This is a genomic window from Streptomyces sp. NPDC107550, from assembly GCF_055639095.1.
The window spans coordinates 34,643-51,431 of record NZ_JBVKBC010000027.1 but is presented as its reverse complement, the minus strand read 5'-3'; the positions used below and the strand labels follow the sequence as shown (position 1 = coordinate 51,431).

14 protein-coding genes are annotated in these 16,789 nt (G+C 72.0%); 7 read left to right on the top strand and 7 right to left on the bottom strand.

Annotation, left to right across the window (positions count from 1 at the left end; all coding sequences use genetic code 11):
• Positions 1-27: 27 nt before the first annotated feature.
• A complete protein-coding gene (locus tag ACZ7LY_RS27320) occupies positions 28-660 on the top strand; it encodes a mycothiol-dependent nitroreductase Rv2466c family protein (protein ID WP_471627374.1) in 633 nt (210 codons plus the stop codon).
• Positions 661-673: 13 nt separating this feature from the next.
• On the opposite strand, the gene ACZ7LY_RS27315 is transcribed toward ACZ7LY_RS27320, so the two are convergent.
• From ACZ7LY_RS27315 to ACZ7LY_RS27300, 4 genes are all read right to left on the bottom strand, one after another.
• Positions 674-895, bottom strand: coding sequence for a hypothetical protein (locus ACZ7LY_RS27315; RefSeq protein WP_471627373.1), 222 nt, complete (start codon positions 893-895; stop codon positions 674-676).
• Positions 896-1,029: 134 nt separating this feature from the next.
• Positions 1,030-1,680: a superoxide dismutase gene (locus tag ACZ7LY_RS27310; protein ID WP_471627372.1), complete on the bottom strand. Its 651-nt coding sequence runs from the start codon at positions 1,678-1,680 to the stop codon at positions 1,030-1,032.
• A 137-nt stretch (positions 1,681-1,817) separates the two neighbouring features.
• Complete coding sequence (locus tag ACZ7LY_RS27305) at positions 1,818-3,254, bottom strand: amino acid permease (RefSeq protein ID WP_471627371.1); 1,437 nt, start codon at positions 3,252-3,254, stop codon at positions 1,818-1,820.
• A gap of 191 nt (positions 3,255-3,445) precedes the next feature.
• Positions 3,446-4,849 (bottom strand): amino acid permease, encoded by a 1,404-nt coding sequence (locus tag ACZ7LY_RS27300; RefSeq protein ID WP_471627370.1) that lies wholly within the window; start codon positions 4,847-4,849, stop codon positions 3,446-3,448.
• 264 nt (positions 4,850-5,113) lie between these two features.
• Here ACZ7LY_RS27300 and ACZ7LY_RS27295 point away from each other — a divergent pair, with 264 nt between their 5' ends.
• Positions 5,114-5,692 (top strand): biotin transporter BioY, encoded by a 579-nt coding sequence (locus ACZ7LY_RS27295; RefSeq protein ID WP_471627369.1) that lies wholly within the window; start codon positions 5,114-5,116, stop codon positions 5,690-5,692.
• Between the two features lie 89 nt (positions 5,693-5,781).
• Here the strand turns inward: ACZ7LY_RS27295 and ACZ7LY_RS27290 are convergent, their stop codons facing one another.
• Positions 5,782-7,245 (bottom strand): amino acid permease, encoded by a 1,464-nt coding sequence (locus ACZ7LY_RS27290; RefSeq protein ID WP_471627368.1) that lies wholly within the window; start codon positions 7,243-7,245, stop codon positions 5,782-5,784.
• A 159-nt stretch (positions 7,246-7,404) separates the two neighbouring features.
• Here ACZ7LY_RS27290 and ACZ7LY_RS27285 point away from each other — a divergent pair, with 159 nt between their 5' ends.
• Both ACZ7LY_RS27285 and ACZ7LY_RS27280 read left to right on the top strand, forming a co-directional pair.
• Positions 7,405-7,893 carry a ribose-5-phosphate isomerase gene (locus ACZ7LY_RS27285; protein WP_471627367.1) on the top strand — a complete coding sequence of 163 codons (489 nt, stop codon included), beginning with the start codon at positions 7,405-7,407 and terminating at the stop codon, positions 7,891-7,893.
• Between the two features lie 215 nt (positions 7,894-8,108).
• The gene (locus tag ACZ7LY_RS27280; protein ID WP_471627366.1) at positions 8,109-8,927 is read left to right on the top strand and encodes an Fpg/Nei family DNA glycosylase; all 819 of its coding nucleotides are present in this window, start codon (positions 8,109-8,111) and stop codon (positions 8,925-8,927) included.
• A 45-nt stretch (positions 8,928-8,972) separates the two neighbouring features.
• On the opposite strand, the gene ACZ7LY_RS27275 is transcribed toward ACZ7LY_RS27280, so the two are convergent.
• Positions 8,973-10,202, bottom strand: a complete 1,230-nt coding sequence (locus ACZ7LY_RS27275; protein WP_471627365.1) for a GNAT family N-acetyltransferase — start codon at positions 10,200-10,202, stop codon at positions 8,973-8,975.
• A gap of 140 nt (positions 10,203-10,342) precedes the next feature.
• On the opposite strand from ACZ7LY_RS27275, the gene ACZ7LY_RS27270 reads away from it, so the two are divergent.
• The gene (locus ACZ7LY_RS27270; RefSeq protein WP_471627364.1) at positions 10,343-11,515 is read left to right on the top strand and encodes a SpoIIE family protein phosphatase; all 1,173 of its coding nucleotides are present in this window, start codon (positions 10,343-10,345) and stop codon (positions 11,513-11,515) included.
• A 436-nt stretch (positions 11,516-11,951) separates the two neighbouring features.
• Here ACZ7LY_RS27270 and ACZ7LY_RS27265 read toward each other — a convergent pair whose 3' ends face one another.
• The gene (locus ACZ7LY_RS27265; RefSeq protein ID WP_471627363.1) at positions 11,952-13,133 is read right to left on the bottom strand and encodes a cation:proton antiporter; all 1,182 of its coding nucleotides are present in this window, start codon (positions 13,131-13,133) and stop codon (positions 11,952-11,954) included.
• 276 nt (positions 13,134-13,409) lie between these two features.
• Here ACZ7LY_RS27265 and ACZ7LY_RS27260 point away from each other — a divergent pair, with 276 nt between their 5' ends.
• Both ACZ7LY_RS27260 and ACZ7LY_RS27255 read left to right on the top strand, forming a co-directional pair.
• Positions 13,410-14,231: an ABC transporter ATP-binding protein gene (locus tag ACZ7LY_RS27260; RefSeq protein ID WP_471627362.1), complete on the top strand. Its 822-nt coding sequence runs from the start codon at positions 13,410-13,412 to the stop codon at positions 14,229-14,231.
• Positions 14,231-16,690 (top strand): ABC transporter permease, encoded by a 2,460-nt coding sequence (locus tag ACZ7LY_RS27255; protein WP_471627361.1) that lies wholly within the window; start codon positions 14,231-14,233, stop codon positions 16,688-16,690. The genes ACZ7LY_RS27260 and ACZ7LY_RS27255 overlap by 1 nt, the downstream gene beginning before the upstream one ends.
• The last annotated feature ends 99 nt before the right edge of the window (positions 16,691-16,789 follow it).

Genomic DNA, 16,789 nt, shown 5'->3' with positions numbered 1-16,789 from the left:
AGCACCCGGTGACTTCCGAGGAGAGCCATGACCGAGAAGACCCCCGTCGACTTCTGGTTCGACCCCCTGTGCCCGTGGGCCTGGATGACGTCGCGCTGGATGCTCGAAGTGGAGAAGGTCCGCGACGTCGAGGTCCGCTGGCACCTGATGAGCCTCGCCGTGCTCAACGAGAACCGCCTCGACGAGCTGCCGGAGGAGTACCGGGAGATGCTCGCCACGCAGGCGTGGGGCCCGGTCCGCGTCGTCATCGCCGCGCAGCAGGAGCACGGCCCCGAGGTCCTCGGCGGCCTGTACACCGCGCTCGGCACCCGCATCCACAACCAGGGCCAGGGCCCGACCAAGGAGGCCGTCGCCGCCGCCCTGGACGAGGTGGGCCTGCCCGCGTCCCTGATGGACCACTGGGACGACACGCCGTACGAGGCCGAACTGCGCGCCTCCCACAAGGAGGGCATCGACAAGGTCGGCCAGGACGTCGGCACGCCCGTCATCGCGGTGCCCGGCGCGGACGGCGAGCAGATCGCGTTCTTCGGCCCGGTCGTCACGCCCGCGCCCAAGGGCGAGGAGGCGGCGAAGCTGTGGGACGGCACGCTGCTGGTGGCGTCGGTCCCCGGCTTCTACGAGATCAAGCGCACCCGCACGCAGGGGCCGATCTTCGACTGAGCCCCGGCCCCCGTCAGTCGTCGATGCTCGCAGGGAAGCGCTGCCCCTGCCAGGGCTGCCCGTGCTGCCGGTAGGTCAGGCACCCTTCGGCGTCGCAGCGCCAGAGGGCGTGGAGGTCGGCCTCGCTCATGCCGGTGCCCGCCAGATGGGCCTTCTCGTGCGGCTTGAGCCGGCGGAACCTGCGGGGGCCGCCGCCGCAGGTGTCGCAGTGCAGGTTCAGGAACTCCGCTGTCATCCGGACATCGTGCCGCGCTGTGCCGCAGAACGGACAGACCCCCGTGAGTCACGTCCTCACGGGGGTCCGTCTTTCATCCGCCCGCCGGCGTGAAGGTTGAGAAGACGATCACGAGGCGGGACGCTTCAGCGCGCTCAGGGAGCCAGCAGCAGGTTGTAGGCGCGCTCCTTCGCGGCCGCGTACCGCTTCGCCACGTCCTGCCAGTTGACGACCGCCCACATCGCCTCGATGAAGTCGACCTTCTGGTTCTTGTACTGGAGGTAGAAGGCGTGCTCCCAGGCGTCGAAGACGAGGATCGGGGTCGAGCCCTGGCCTACGTTGCCCTGGTGGTCGTAGATCTGTTCGACGATGAGCCGCCCGCTGACCGGCTCGTACGCGAGGACGCCCCAGCCGGAGCCCTGCGTGGTCGCCGCCGCCTTCGTGAGCTGGGCCTTGAAACCGGCGAACGAGCCGAAGGACTCGGTGATCGCGTCCGCGAGGTCGCCGACCCCGTCCGCCGCGCTCGGCTCACCGCCGCCGCCGTCCTTCGGGCTGTTCATGTTGTGCCAGTAGATGCTGTGCAGGATGTGGCCGGAGAGGTGGAAGGCCAGGTTCTTCTCCAGGCCGTTGATCGAGCCCCACTGCTCCTTGTCGCGGGCCTCCGCGAGCTGTTCGAGCGTGTCGTTCGCGCCCTTCACGTAGGCCGCGTGGTGCTTGTCGTGGTGCAGCTCGATGATCTGCGGGTTGATCACCGGTTCCAGCGCCGCGTAGTCGTACGGAAGTTCCGGGAGTGTGTAGATCGCCATGTCCGTCCGTGCCCTCCGACTGCTTATTGCAACTTATTCGCAAGTGCAGGCTAGCAGCAAGAGGTTCGGGCGCAACGCGAAGGACCCCCGCGCCGGTTCGCACCGGGCGGGGGTCCTTCGGGGGACGGGAGCGGGCGTCAGGCGGCCGGTCCGGCGGCCTTGCGCTCGGCCAGCTTCTGCCGCGTGAAGCCGATGACCGCGAGGACGACGGTCAGGCCGCCCGTGTAGAGCAACTGGACGCGCGTGTCGTGCTCCCGGGCCATCAGGACGAAGACGGCGACCATGCCGAGCAGCGCGAGGACCGTGAGGTAGGGGTACGCCCACATCTTCACGACGAGCTTCTCCGGCGCCTCGCGCTCCAGCTTGCGGCGCAGTACCAACTGGGAGAAGGCGATGAAGAACCAGACGACGAGGATGATCGCGCCGATCGTGTTCAGCAGCCACGCGAACACGTCGTCCGGCCGCCAGTAGCTCAGCAGCACGCACACGAAGCCGAACACCGCCGACAGCAGCACCGCCACGCGCGGCACCCCGCCCGAGATCCTGCCGACGACCTTCGGGCCCATGCCCCGGGCGACCAGGGAGCCGGCCATGCGGGAGGCGCCGTAGATGTTGGCGTTCATCGCGGACAGCAGCGCGATCAGGACGACCACGTTCATGATCTGGCCGGCGCCCGGGATGCCCAGGTGGTCGAGGGTGGCGACGTAGGGGCCCTTGGCCGGGATCTCCTTCGCCGTCCACGGCAGCAGCACGACGACGACCGCCATCGAGCCCACGTAGAACAGGGCGATGCGCCACATGGCCGTGCGGACCGCCTTGGCCACGCCCTGGATCGGGTGCTCCGACTCGGCGGCGGCGATGGTGACGGTCTCCAGACCGCCGTACGCGAAGACCGACGCGAGCAGGCCGACGATCAGGCCCTCCGTGCCGTTGGGCATGAAGCCCCCGTGACCGGTCAGGTTCGACATGCCGGGCGCGTCCACGTCGGGCAGCACGCCGAGGATCGCCAGCACGCAGATGATCAGGAAGAGGACGATCGCGCCGACCTTCAGCGTGGCGAACCAGAACTCGAACTCGCCGAAGTTCTTCACCGCGGCCAGGTTCGTGCCGGTGAACAGCAGCATGAACAGGGCGACCCAGGCCCACTCCGGCACCCCGGGCACCCAGCCGTGCACGATGCCCGCCGCGCCGATGCCCTCCAGGCCCACGGCCACGCAGAGCAGGAACCAGAACGACCAGCCGGCCGTGAACCCGGCCCACGGCCCGATGCCCCGCTCCGCGTGCACGGAGAACGAGCCCGACGCCGGGTACGCCGCCGCCATCTCACCCAGCATGCGCATCACGAGCATGACGAGGGCGCCGGATATCGCGTAGGCGAGGACGATCGAGGGGCCGGCCGCCGCGATGGCCGTGCCGGAGCCGACGAAGAGGCCCGCCCCGATCACGCCACCGAGGGCGATCATGGACAGGTGACGCTGCTTCAGGCCGCCCGAGAGCGGCGGCTCGGCCGGCGCCTCGCCGGCCGGACGCGCGGGAGTGCTCTCCGCGGATGACTGCGCTGACGTCCGAGACATGGATAGCCCTGTTCGGTAGCTGAGACGGGGTGGCTGAGGGGGTGGCTGACGGGGTGCCGTTCGCGCCGCGTGAAGCTATGGCTAAAACGGCCCACAGTCTGAGGCGGCACCCCGCTCACAGGGAATACGTTTCCGCTATACGGACACGACGCTCACACCCGGCAACGATCATGTCGACATTGCGTGAACGCTCACGCACGCCGCGCGCGCAACTCCCGCACACCCGCGACCGCCAGCACCGCCGCCGTCGCCCCCGTCGACCACAGCAACTGCGGGCGCGCCGAGTCGTCGGTCAGCATCAGCACGAACACCGCCGCCATCGCCGCGAGCGCCGCCCACGTCAGCCACGGGAACGCCCACATCCGCAGCACGAGCCGCTCCGGCGCCTCCGCCTCGATCCGGCGCCGCAGCCGCAGTTGCGACACCGCGATCAGCGCCCACACGAACAGCAGCACCGCGCCGACCGAGTTGAGCATGTACAGGAACACCGAGTCCGGCCACTCGAGGTTCAGCAGCACCGACACGAACCCGAACGCCACCGACGCCAGCACCGCCCGGCGCGGCACCCCGCCCCCCGACACCGTCAGCAGCGAGCGCGGCGCCTCACCCCGCTCGGCCAGCGAGAACACCATCCGCGACGCGCCGTAGAGGTTGGCGTTAAGCGCCGAGAGGAGCGCCACGAACACCACGATGTTCATGATCTGGCCCGCCGACGGCACCCCGATCGCGTCCAGGACCGTGACGTACGGACTGATGCCCGCCTTCTGCGCCGTCCACGGCAGCACGGTCACGATGACCAGCATCGAACCGACGTAGAAGAACAGGATGCGGAAGACCGCGCTGCGCACCGCCCGCGCCACCGAGCGCACCGGGTCGTCGGACTCGGCGGCGGCGATCGTCACGACCTCCAGGCCGCCGAACGCGAACACCACCGCGAGCACCCCGGAGACCACGCCCTGCCAGCCGTGCGGCAGGAAGCCGCCGTCGCCGGTCAGATGGGTCAGCCCCACCGGGTCCGTGTCCGGCAGCAGCCCGAAGATCGCCAGCACGCCCAGCACCAGGAACGCGACGATGGCGAAGACCTTCAGCGTGGCGAACCAGAACTCGAACTCGCCGAAGTTCTTCACCGCCGCCAGGTTCGCCCCGGTGAACACCAGCATGAACAGCAGCACCCACGCCCACTGCGGCACCGACGGCACCCAGCCGTTCGCGATCTGCGCCGCGCCCGTCGCCTCCACCGCGAGGACGACGACCAGCAGGAACCAGTACAGCCAGCCCACGCTGAACCCGGCCCACCGCCCGAGCGCCCGCTCCGCGTGCACGGAGAACGCGCCGGACGCCGGCATCGCCGCCGACATCTCGCCGAGCATCCGCATCACGCACATGGCGAGCGCCCCGGCGATCAGATACGACACCACGATCCCCGGGCCGGCCACGGCGATGCCCGCGCCCGAACCGACGAAGAGACCGGCGCCGATCACCCCGCCGAGCCCGAGCATCGTCAGATGGCGCTGCTTGAGGCCCCCGGCGAGCGGCTCGGCCGCCGGGGCGGTGGAGGGGGAAGGGGCCGCTGGGGGCGTGGGGGCGTCGTGCATGGAGAGCCGATCTGGGACAGACAGGAGCTTGGTGGGAACCTACAGTCTCCCCGTCGGCCGACCCCCACCGCAAAACCGCCTGTAAGCTCGCGCGCCGCCCGTGACGAGCATCACGCCGAACCGTGTGTAAGACCCCTTCTTTGTGTGGAGCCCACCAAGCCGGGCCGCGCCCCTTTGTCGGGCGGAGACCGTGAGCGGCGTGCCCCCGCTGGGATAGCGTCACGATGTCCCACCCTGCCCGTTCTCAGAGATCGCGGAGTCCCCATGAGCACCGCCGCCGTCAGCGCCCGCCCGGGCAAGGTCCTGGCCGACCTCCTGCCCGCCTCCCGCACCAAGGACATCGCCCTGGTCCTCGGCGGCGCCGCCCTCACCGGCATCGCCGCGCAGATCGCCGTGCCGGTCCCCGGTTCGCCGGTCCCGGTCACCGGCCAGACCTTCGCCGCGCTGCTCGTCGGCACCGCGCTCGGCGCCCGCCGCGGCCTGCTCGCCCTCGCCGTGTACGCCCTCGCGGGCATGGCCGGCATGCCCTGGTTCGCCGAGGGCGGCTCGGGCTGGACGATGCCGTCCTTCGGCTACGTGATCGGACTGATGCTCGCCTCCGCGGCGGTCGGCGCGCTGGCCCGCCGGGGCGACGACCGCTCGGTGTGGCGCACGGCCCGCGCGTTCCTCGTCGGCGAGGCCATCGTCTACGCGATCGGCGTGCCCTACCTCGCCCTGTCGGCGCACATCAGCCTGACGGCGGCGGTCGCGGCGGGCCTGACGCCGTTCCTGATCGGCGACGTCCTCAAGATGGTCCTGGCGATGGGCGTCCTGCCCGCAGCCTGGAAGCTCGCGGACCGCTAGATCACCCCCCCCCGTACGGACGAAGGCCGCCCCCGCTTGAGCAGCGGGGGCGGCCTTCGCCGTCGTACGGGAGCGCTCGTACCGGGGGATCAGTCCTTCCCGGCCGCCGCGGGCTCGGCCGCGGGCTCCTGGCGGGGCCGCACCCGTTCCCGTACGAGGGAGAAGGCCACGACGAACGCGGCGACAAGCAGGGACAGGACCACCTGCTCGCGCCCGGCGTCGTCGGTCAGCATGTAGACGAGGACGAACGAGATCATGGCGATCGTCGCCCACGTCAGATACGGGAACAGCCACATCTTCACGACGAGCTTCTCGGGCTGCTCGCGCAGGATCATGCCGCGCATCTTCAACTGCGTGAAGCAGATGACGAGCCAGACGAACAGGGCGACCGCGCCCGAGGAGTTCAGGAGGAAGTTGAAGACGGTGTCGGGCCACTGGTAGTTGAACCACACGGCGAGGAAGCCGAAGACAACCGAGCCGAGGATCGCGGTGCGCGGCACACCCCGCGCGGTGGTCCGGGCGAACGCCTTCGGCGCGTCCCCGCGCTGCCCCAGCGAGAACGCCATGCGGGAGGCCGTGTACAGGCCCGAGTTGAGGCAGGACAGGACGGCCGTGAGCACGATGACGTCCATGACCTGGCCGGCGTGCGGGATGCCGATGGAGTTCAGGGCGGCGACGTACGAGCCGTCCTCGACGATCGACTTGTCGTTCCAGGGCAGCAGGGTCAGGACGACGAAGATCGAGCCCAGGTAGAAGATGCCGATGCGCCAGATCACCGAGTTGGTGGCCTTGGTGACGGCCTTCTGCGGGTCCTCCGACTCACCGGCGGCGAGCGTGACGATCTCGGAGCCCATGAACGAGAAGACGACCATCAGCACACCGGTCAGGATCGCGCCCGGCCCCTCGGGGAAGAACCCGCCCGAGTCCGTCAGATGCCCGAAGCCGTTGCCCGGGTTGTCCGAGCCGGGCAGCGCCCCGAACACGGCGAGCAGGCCGACGATCACGAACACGCCGATGGCGACGACCTTGATCCCGGCGAACCAGAACTCGAACTCGCCGTAGGAGCCGACCGCCGCCAGGTTCACGGCCGTCAGCACGAGCATCACGATCAGCGCCCAGCCCCACTGCGGCACGGCCGGTATCCAGCCGTTGAGGATCTTCGCGCCCGCGGTCGCCTCGACGGCCAGCACGACGACCCAGAAGAACCAGTAGAGCCAGCCGATGGAGAACCCCGCCCAGCGGCCGAGCGCCTGGTCGGCGTAGGCGGAGAACGAGCCCGACGAGGGCCGGGCCGCGGCCATCTCGCCGAGCATCCGCATCACGAAGACGACCATCGCGCCGACCAGCGCGTACGAGACGAGGATCGCGGGCCCCGCCGCCGCGATGCCGGAACCGGACCCCACGAACAGGCCGGCGCCGATCACGCCGCCGATGGCGATCATGGACAGGTGCCGGTTCTTCAGCCCTGCCTGGAGACCGTCGCTTTCGCCGTGACCGCCGGCCGGAGGGGTGCCCGGGACGGATTCCGTGGGGGGAGATGACTGCGTGGTCATGCACGGGTCCTTACGTGTGATGTAAACGTGCGTTCGCATTGAAAGCACGTTCGCGGCCTTTGCGGAAGGGTTGAGTCCGGATCGTTGTCGTCCTCACGCGCCCCCCGACGCCGTACCCGGACGCTGCTACCCGGTCGCCCTCGTGCCACACTCGGACCCATGCGCGTGTACCTCGGCTCGGATCATGCCGGCTACGAACTCAAGAACCACCTGGTCGAATGGCTCAAGGCCCACGGCCACGAGCCCGTCGACTGCGGGCCCCACATCTACGACGCCCAGGACGACTACCCCCCCTTCTGCCTCCGCGCCGCGGAGAAGACGGCGGCGGACCCGGACGCCCTCGGCATCGTCATCGGCGGCTCCGGCAACGGCGAGCAGATCGCCGCGAACAAGGTCAAGGGCGTCCGTGCGGCCCTCGCCTGGAGCGAGCAGACCGCCGCGCTCGGGCGTGAGCACAACAACGCGAACGTGATCTCCATCGGGGGCCGGATGCACACGCGGGAAGAGGCGACGAAGTTCGTCGAGATCTTCCTGGCGACGCCGTACTCCGGCGAGGAGCGCCACACGCGCCGCATCGAGATGCTGACGGCCTACGAGGAAACAGGCACCCTCCCCCCCATCCCGCCCCACCACCCCCAGCACGCCTGACACCCTGCTCAATCGCCGCAGGGGCTCGATCGGCCCAAATCAAGCCCCTCCGGCGCTTGAGGAGCGGGGCCCGAGACGGTACCCCCAGGGCCCGGGGCCCTGAGAACGCCCAAATCAAGCCCCTCCGGCGTTTGAGGAGCGGGGCCCGGGGCGGAGCCCCGCGACGTCGAGAACAGCAGGCCCGCACAAGAAGACCGCCCCCGAGAGGAACCCCCGTGCCAGAGGGCCACACGATCCACCGCCTGGCCCAGGACCACGCCACCCTCTTCCGGGGTACGAAACCCCAGGTCACCAGCCCCCAAGGCAAGTTCTCCGACGCCGCGGCCCTCCTCACCGGCCAAGAACTCACCCGCACGGAAGCCCACGGCAAACACCTCTTCCTGGGCTTCGGGGAAGCGACCTGGGTCCACGTACACCTGGGCCTGTTCGGCAAGTACACCCTCGGCGAGACCCCCGCCCCGCCCCCCACGGACACCGTCCGCCTCCGCCTGCTGGCGCCCACGCACTACGCGGACCTGCGCGGCCCGACCGCCTGCGCCCTGATCACGGACGCCGAGAAGCAGGCGATACACGAGCGGCTCGGCCCGGACCCGCTGCGCCCCGGCGAGGACCCCACCCGCGCCTGGGAGCGCGTCTCCCGCAGCCGCACCTCGATCGCCGCGCTGCTGATGGACCAGAAGGTCATCTCGGGCGTCGGCAACGTCTACCGCGCCGAGGTCCTCTTCCGGCACGGCATCGACCCGTACACCCCGGGCCGGCAGCTCACCCGCGCCGTCTTCGACGCCCTGTGGGCCGACCTCGTGGACCTCATGCACGACGGCGTACGCGCCAACCGCATCGACACGGTCCGCCCCGAGCACACCCCCGAGGCGATGAACCGCCCGCCCCGCGTCGACGACCACGGCGGCGAGGTCTACGTCTACCGCCGCGCGCCGCAGCCCTGCCTGCTGTGCGGCACCCCGGTCCGTACGGCGGAACTGGCCGCCCGCAACCTCTTCTGGTGCCCCACCTGCCAGCCCCCGGCCACCCATTGAGCCCGGCCGCCCACTGAACCCGGCCCTCGCTGAACGCGCCCCCCGCTAGAACCCGTGCGGCAGCCAGGGCGTCACCGCGGACCCGAACGCCACCGACGCCGGTGCCAGCGCCCCCGCCCGAAGCTCGCGCACCCGCCCGGCGCCGGCCAGCCCGAGCAGCGACACGTCGCCGAGGTACGCGGCGCCCAACTCCCGTACCGAGAGCGCCAGATCGGCCGCGTCGGTGGTCCGCGAACAGCTCGCGCCCTTGCTGTCGCCGGACAGCCGCCAGCGCCCCTCGTTCCACGGGCAGAACGCGTCCTCGACCTCGAACACCACGTCCACCGGCGCCAGATACCGCCGCGCCTCCAGCGCCGCGCCCACGTCCACCGGCCGCAGATGCAGCGTGTCCCGTACCCGGACCGCGCACCGCCGTATGTCGGTGACCAGCGAGAACAGCGGGTCGTCCACGGGCAGGTTCCGCAGGGTGACCGTCTCCGTCAGGTCGATGGAGCACAGGTACCGCCACAGCGCGGCGTACGCGGCCGGGTCCGTGGAGGTCACCTCGCGGGCCACGACCACGCTCCTGGCCACGGCGTGCTCCGACGCCGGCCGGATGCGGTAGCGCGCGAACCCGACCGTCACCCCGTCCCGCTCCGCGACCACGCACTGCAAGGGCGAGGCCCCCGACCGCTCCGCCTCCGGGTCGAGCAGCGGCAGCCGCTCCCAGCCGGGCTTGCGGGCCACCATGCCGGGCCGCGTACCGACGGTCTCCCGGTACACCGCCTCGCACCGCTCGGCCGCCTCCGCCACGTCCACGAGCCGCAGCCGTACGCCGTCGGTGCCGGGCGGCGCCTCGATGCCCACGCGGGCCGACTCGATCGCCACCGACACCTGCCGGGAGGCGGTCCCGTACCCGAAGCGTCCGTAGATCGCGGGGTCCGACGCGGTCAGGACGGACAGCGGCTCACCGCGTTCGCGCAGGTCGTCGAGCATGCGGCGCTTCATCCGGGTCAGGATGCCGCGTCTGCGGTGGGTGGCGGCGACCGTCACCATCGTGACTCCGGCGGCCGGCGCGTACGTACCGCCCGGCAGCGCGAGATCGAACGCGAACGAGCCCGACGTGCCCACGCACTCCTCGCCGTCCCACACCCCGTACGAGCGGTCGAACTCCGTGAGGTCCCGCCACAGCGCCCGCTCCCGCGGATCCTCGGCGATCCCGCCGAAGGCCAGCTCGAGCCGTGCGTACCAGCGGTCCCACTCGTCCTCGCGCAGTACGCGCAGCTCCGTCGTCATACGGCATCCCTATCAAGGCGCGTTCCCGCCGCGCGAGGGGATTTCCGCTGACGGGAGCGGGCGCGGCGGCGGTCCCGGAAAGGGGGACAAGTGGGACCTCCCGTGCGCTGCCCCCCGCCCGCTGGATAAGGTCCACGACAATGGCTGTACGAGGAGACAGGCGCCGGCGCGGACAGCGCGCGGAGGCCGAGACGTTTCCGGCCCGGATGAAGATGCGGATGCACCGGGCCCGCACAGCCGTGCGCAAATCCGGGGTCGACTACTTCCGGGGCGACGGTTCCGACTGGATCGTCCTCGCCGGGCTACTGCTGACCGTTCCGCTGATCGCCACCGGCACCGTCCTCAACCCCGTGTGGTGCTCGCCGTCCGCGCTGGTGCTGCCCATCGTCGCGGGCGGCCTGCTGCTGCGCCCGGCGAGCCTGCTCGGCCTGTACGCCGCTGCCGCCGCCGCCCTGATCGTGGAGTCCGTGCACCTCGGGCCGTACTCCCAGCGGGCGGCCGGGGTCACGCCGGGCACGGTGCTCACGGTCGCCGCGTGCGGGTTCGTGGGGCTGCTCATCGCGCAGTTCCGCAGCCGGGTCGGGGTGCCGTGGCGGCGGGGCGGCACGATGCTGTTCGACCTGCGCGAGCGCATCCGTACGCAGTCGCGGCTGCCGCAACTGCCGCGGGGCTGGCACCGGGAGATGGCGCTGCGGCCCGCGGGCGGGCAGTCCTTCTCCGGTGACTTCGTCGTCGCGGCCCGCACGAACAACGGGCGCACGCTGGAGGTCGTCCTCACCGACGTCTCCGGCAAGGGCATGGACGCGGCGTCCCGGGCGCTGCTGCTCGCGGGGGCGTTCAGCGGGCTGCTCGGGTCGCTGCCGCCGCACGCGTTCCTGCCCGCGGCCAACGGGTATCTGCTGCGCCAGGACTGGGACGAGGGGTTCGCCACGTCCATCCATCTCGTCCTGGACCTGGAGTCCGGGGACTACGAGCTGTACTCGGCCGGGCATCCGCCGGGGCTCCAGCTCAGCGCGGGCACCGGGCGCTGGGAGGAGAAGGCGGCGGAGGGGCCGCTGCTCGGGGTGTACGACGGGGCGGAGTTCGACGCGACGAAGGGGACGTTGCGGCCCGGGGACGTGCTCATGCTGTTCACGGACGGGCTGGTGGAGACGTCCGAGCGGGACATCTCCGAGGGGATGGACCGGTTGACCGGGGAGGCCGACCGGTATGTGCAGGGCGGGTTCCGGGGTGCCGCGTGGCATCTCATCGAGGCGGTCGCCAAGGACGTCAACGACGACAGGGCGCTCCTCTTGATCTGCCGAGACGCCTGACTCCGTCGGTTCTGCGGTGAGGGGTGGGTGGGTGGCTCCGGCCGGTGGGTTTCCTCGACTCTCGTCGTGGCTGGCCGCGCAGTTCCCCGCGCCCCTGGAGGGGCGACTGCGTCGCCACCTCCCCCCTGGGGGAAGCGGGAGGGGCGACTTCGTCGCCCGCCCCCGCCGGGGAGCTGGGGCGAAGCCCCGCTTCCCCCTGAGGGGAAGCTGCACGAAGTGCATGCTTCAGGGGCGCGGGGAACTGCGCGAGAAGCCCCACGCACCCGCAGAAAACAACGCACGGTCGTGCCCCGAAGGGGCGCGGGGATCTGCGCGATCAGCCCCCACCGGCCCGCAGGTGACCACGCACCAGGTCCGCCCCTCCGGGGGCGCGGGGAACTGCGCGATCAGCCACCCACCGGGCCGCAGGTGAACGACAACCCAGGGGCTCGGGGAGTCAGACCCCGGTTTTCTGGGGAGCGGGCGTGGACGCCGGTTCCGGGGCGTCCCCGGGAAGAATCCGGGCCAGCCAAACCGCCCGCCCCGCCGCCAACGGCCCCAGCACGGCCAACACCAACACATACCCCGCGATGAACGGAGAGAGCCGCGCATCCAACCCGGCCCCCGCCGCCATGGTCGCAAGGATCAACGCGAACTCCCCCCGCGCCAGCAACGTCGTAGCGATATTGGCCGCGGGCCCGCTCCCGAACCCGTACACCCGCGCCGCCCCCACCCCCGCCAGCACATTCATCACCAGCGTCACGGCGACAGCCGCCAGCACGGGCCACACCACACTCGCCAGATCCCCGGGATCGATGGACAGCCCGAACGCGAAGAAGAAGATCGCGCCGAAGGCGTCCCGCAGCGGATGCACCAGCGTACGGATGCGATCCCCGGAGGTCGTGGAGCCGAGCATCAGGCCCACCATGAACGCCCCGATCGCGTCCGCGACCCCGAACCACTCCGAGACCCCGGCGACGAACACGGCCACGCCGAGGAAGGAGATGACGAGGAGTTCGTCGTCCTTGGTGTGGAACAGCCGCCCCACGATCCGCGTGCCGTACCGCGCCGCGAGCGCCAGCAGCACCAGGAAGCCGAACGCCTTCCCGCCGTCGACGACCGCCGCCGAGAGCGAGTCCGCGCCGGACAGGATCGGCTGCAACGCCGCGAGGTAGAGCGCGAGGAAGATGTCCTCGACCACGATGATGCCGAGGATGGGCTTGGTCTCGGGGTTGCCGAGCCGCCCGGTGTCCACGAGGACCTTCGTCACGATGGCGGACGACGAGATGCCGAGCACCCCGGCGAGGACCAGAGCCTCGGAGGTGCCCCAGCCGAGGGCGAATCCGAAGCCGAGGCCGGCGCCGACGTTCAGCGCGAGGTACGTCCCGCCGGCGACGGCCATCTTGCGGCCGCCCGCTTTGAGGTCGTCGAGGTGGAACTCCAGGCCGAGATAGAACAGCAGCAGGACCAGGCCGAGCGCGGAGAGCATCTCCAGGTCGTGCGGGTCGGCGATGAGCACGACGCCGGGTGTGTGGGGGCCGAGGAGTATCCCGGCCAGGATGAACAGCGGAATGGTGGGCAGTCCGATCCGGCCGCCGAGGCGGGCGAGAACGGCGGCGGCGAGAAAGGCGCCACCCATGGCGATCAAGGTGTCTGCGTGTCCGATGGGCCCGTTCCTCCTTGGTCTTGCGCGGCCGGCGCGCCGGCCGGCCGGAGACTGACAAGAGACTTTGGTCAAGGCTTCGTCAAGAAAGCGTCAATACTTAGCTTACCAAACGACCTGTGGGGGCCGGCCCGATCGTCCGTCGGGGGGTTCTCCCCACCCCGTATCCGCCAGGCGCCCTCATGGTCCGCGCACCCCCCGGATCCGTACGTTCGAACCATCCGCACGACGACATCCGTACGAGGGGCGAGCATGAGCCTGCGCAAGAAGCGGCACGACCAGCCGGAGGCACCGCACAGCGGCACGCCGACGCCGACCGGCGCGGGGGAGTGGGCCGTCGAACTGCGCGGTGTGCGCCGCCAGTACGGGCGCGGGACCGGCGCGGTGCACGCGCTGCGCGGCATCGACCTCACCCTGCCCCGCGGCACGTTCACCGCCGTGATGGGCCCCTCCGGGTCCGGCAAGTCGACGTTCCTCCAGTGCGCCGCCGGACTCGACCGGCCCACCGCGGGCACCGCCAGCCTCGGCGGCACCACCCTGAACGGCATGAGCGAGAACCGGCTCACCGAACTGCGCCGCAGCCGCCTCGGCTTCGTCTTCCAGGCGTTCAACCTGCTGCCCTCGCTCACCGTCGAGCAGAACGTCCTGCTCCCGATGCGCCTCGCGGGCGAACGCCCCGACCACCGCCGCGCCGCCGAAGTACTCGCGCAGGTCGGCCTCGGCGACAAGGGCAGGCGCAGGCCCGGCGAACTCTCCGGCGGCCAGCAGCAGCGCGTCGCCATCGCCCGCGCCCTCGTCACCCGCCCCGACGTGATCTTCGCCGACGAGCCGACCGGCGCCCTCGACACCACGACCGCCGCCGAGATCCTGCACCTGCTCCGCTCGGCCGTGGACCGCCTCGGCGCCACCGTCGTCATGGTCACCCACGACCCGGCCGCCGCCGCCCACGCCGACCGCGTCCTCTTCCTCGCCGACGGCACCCTCGTCGACCACCTCGCGGGCGCCGACGCCTCCCGCATCGCGGCCCGCCTCACCGCCCTGACCGCCCGTACGCCGATGGGGGCCGCGGCCTGATGTCCCTGCTCCGCCCCAACGGGCTCGCCCGCGCCGCCGTCCGCTTCCGCCCCTCCGCGTTCGCCGGCACCTTCGTCGCCCTGCTGATGGCCGCGTTCATCGTCTCCGCCTGCGGCATCCTCCTGGAGACGGGCCTACGGGCCTCGATCCCGCCCGAGCGCTACGCCGCCGCGCCCGTCGTCGTCGACGCCGACCAGCGCTCGCCGTTCATCACCGGCTCCGGCGACGAACGCACCGACAACGGCGCCCCCCTCCCGGACAAGGCCCGCCTGCCCGCCGACCTCGTCGCCGAGGCGGCCGCCGCGCCCGGCGCCCGTAAGGCCGTCGCCGACCTGACCTTCCCCGTCCAGCGCGCGGGCGCCGCCCTCGACGCCCACAACTGGGGCTCCACCGCCGTCACCGGCGACCGCCTCACCTCCGGCAGCGCCCCGCGCCCCGGCGAGATCGTCGTCGCCTCCGGCGCCCGCGTCGGCGACCGGGTCACCCTCACCACCCCCGAGGGCGACCGCGCCTACCGCGTCTCCGGCACCGCCCGCCCCGCCCACGGCCCGGCCGGCGTCTGGCTCGCGGACTCTGACGCCCTGCGCACCAGTGGCTACGGCGCCCGCGTCGACGCCATCGCCGTCCTCGCGAAGCCGGGTGTCACCGCCGCCGCCCTCAAGTCCCAGGTCGCGCACGCCCTCAAGGACGCCCGCTCCGTGCGCGTGCACACCGGCGTCGACCGGGGCGCCGCCGAACACCGGGCACTCGCCTCGGCCGAGGAGACCCTGATCGGGCTCGGCGGCTCGTTCGGCGGCACCGCCACGCTCGTCGCCATGTTCACCGCCGCCGGCACGGTCGCCCTCTCCGTCGGCCAGCGCGCCCGCGAGTACGCCCTGCTGCGCGCCCTCGGCACCACCCCGCGCCAGGTCCGCCGCGCCATCGCCACCGAGGCCCTGCTCGTCGCCCCGCTCGCCGGCGCCCTCGGCTGCCTGCCCGGCGTCGCGCTCGCGCGCTGGTGGTTCGGACAGCTCCAGGACAAGGGCGCCCTCCCGCCCGGCGTCGAACTGACCCTCTCACCCCTGCCGCTGCTCGTCGCCGTCGCCACCACCGTCGTCACCGCGCTGCTCGCCGGCTGGTTCGCCGCGCGCAGGCCCGCCCGGATCAAGCCCGGTCAGGCGCTCGCCGAGGCGTCCGTCGAACGGCTGCGCCCCGGCCGCGTCCGCACCCCGCTCGGCATCGCCGCCGCGGTCGGCGGCTGCGCCTTCGCCGGGCTCGCCGCGAGCCTCAGCGGCGAGGACTCCGCCAACGCGGCACTCGGCGTCGTCATGCTGTTCATGCTGGCCGTCGCCCTGCTCGGCCCGCTCGTCGCCCGGGGCTGCGCCGCCCTGTTCGGCCTGCCGCTGCGCGGCGCCGGCGCGTCCGCGTCACTGGCCGCGGCGAACTCCCGTACGAACGCGCGCCGTCTGGCCTCCGCGATCACCCCGATCGTCCTCGCCATGGCGTTCTCGTCCGTCCTCGTCTTCCTCCAGACCAGCCAGGAACACGCCACCGCCGGCCAGCAGAAGGCGGGCGTCACCGCCGACCACATCGTCGTCTCCGACACCGGCCTCGCGCCCGGCACCGCCGCCCGCGCCGCCACCACCGACGGCGTGACCTCGGCCGTCGGCCTGCTGCACACCGCGCTCCTCGTGCCGTCCGGCTCCGGCGCCGACGCCTATCTGGCCTCCGCCACCACGCAGGCGATCACGGGCAGTGCCAAGCAGCTCGCCGCCGTGCAGGACCTGAAGGTCACCGCCGGCCGCCTCGACCTCTCCGACCCGCGCTCCCTCGCCCTCGACGCGAACCTCGCGCGCTCGGCCCATGTCTCGGTCGGCGACCGCCTCGCCCTGCGCCTGCCCGACGGCACGCACGCCTCGCTCAAGGTCACGGCGGTCTACGCCCGCGGCCTCGGCCTCTCCCAGATCACGCTGCCCCGCGCCGCCCTCGACGGCCACCTCACCAGCCCCTACGACACCGAACTGTGGACGAAGGGCGGCTCCGCCAAGGCCCTGGCCGCCCACGGCACCGTGCTGACCCCCGCCGACTACACCGGCGCGCGCTCCCTCGACCGCGAACTCAACGCCTGGGCCAACACCACCATGGCCGCGGTCCTCGGCGGCTTCGCGGCCGTCGCCGCCGCCAACACCCTGGTCATGACCGTCCTCGACCGCCGCCGCGAACTCGGCACACTGCGCCTGATCGGCTCCACCCGCCGCCAGGTCCTGCGGATGATCCACTGGGAGGCCCTGCTGGTCGCGGGCGCGGGCCTCGCCCTCGGCACGCTCATCGCCCTGGCCACGCTCTTCCCCATGACGAACGGCCTGACCGGCGAGAACCCCCACATCCCCCCGCTCGTCTACGCGGCCTTCGCGGCCACCACCCTCACCCTGGGCCTCACAGCCACCACCCTCCCCGCCCGCCTCTCCCTACGCCGCTAAACGCCCCGCCAGGGGCGCGAGGAACTGCGCGAGCAACCACGACGCAAGTCGAAGATCTCCACGGGCCGAGCCACCCACCTACCCAGGGGCGCGGGGAAC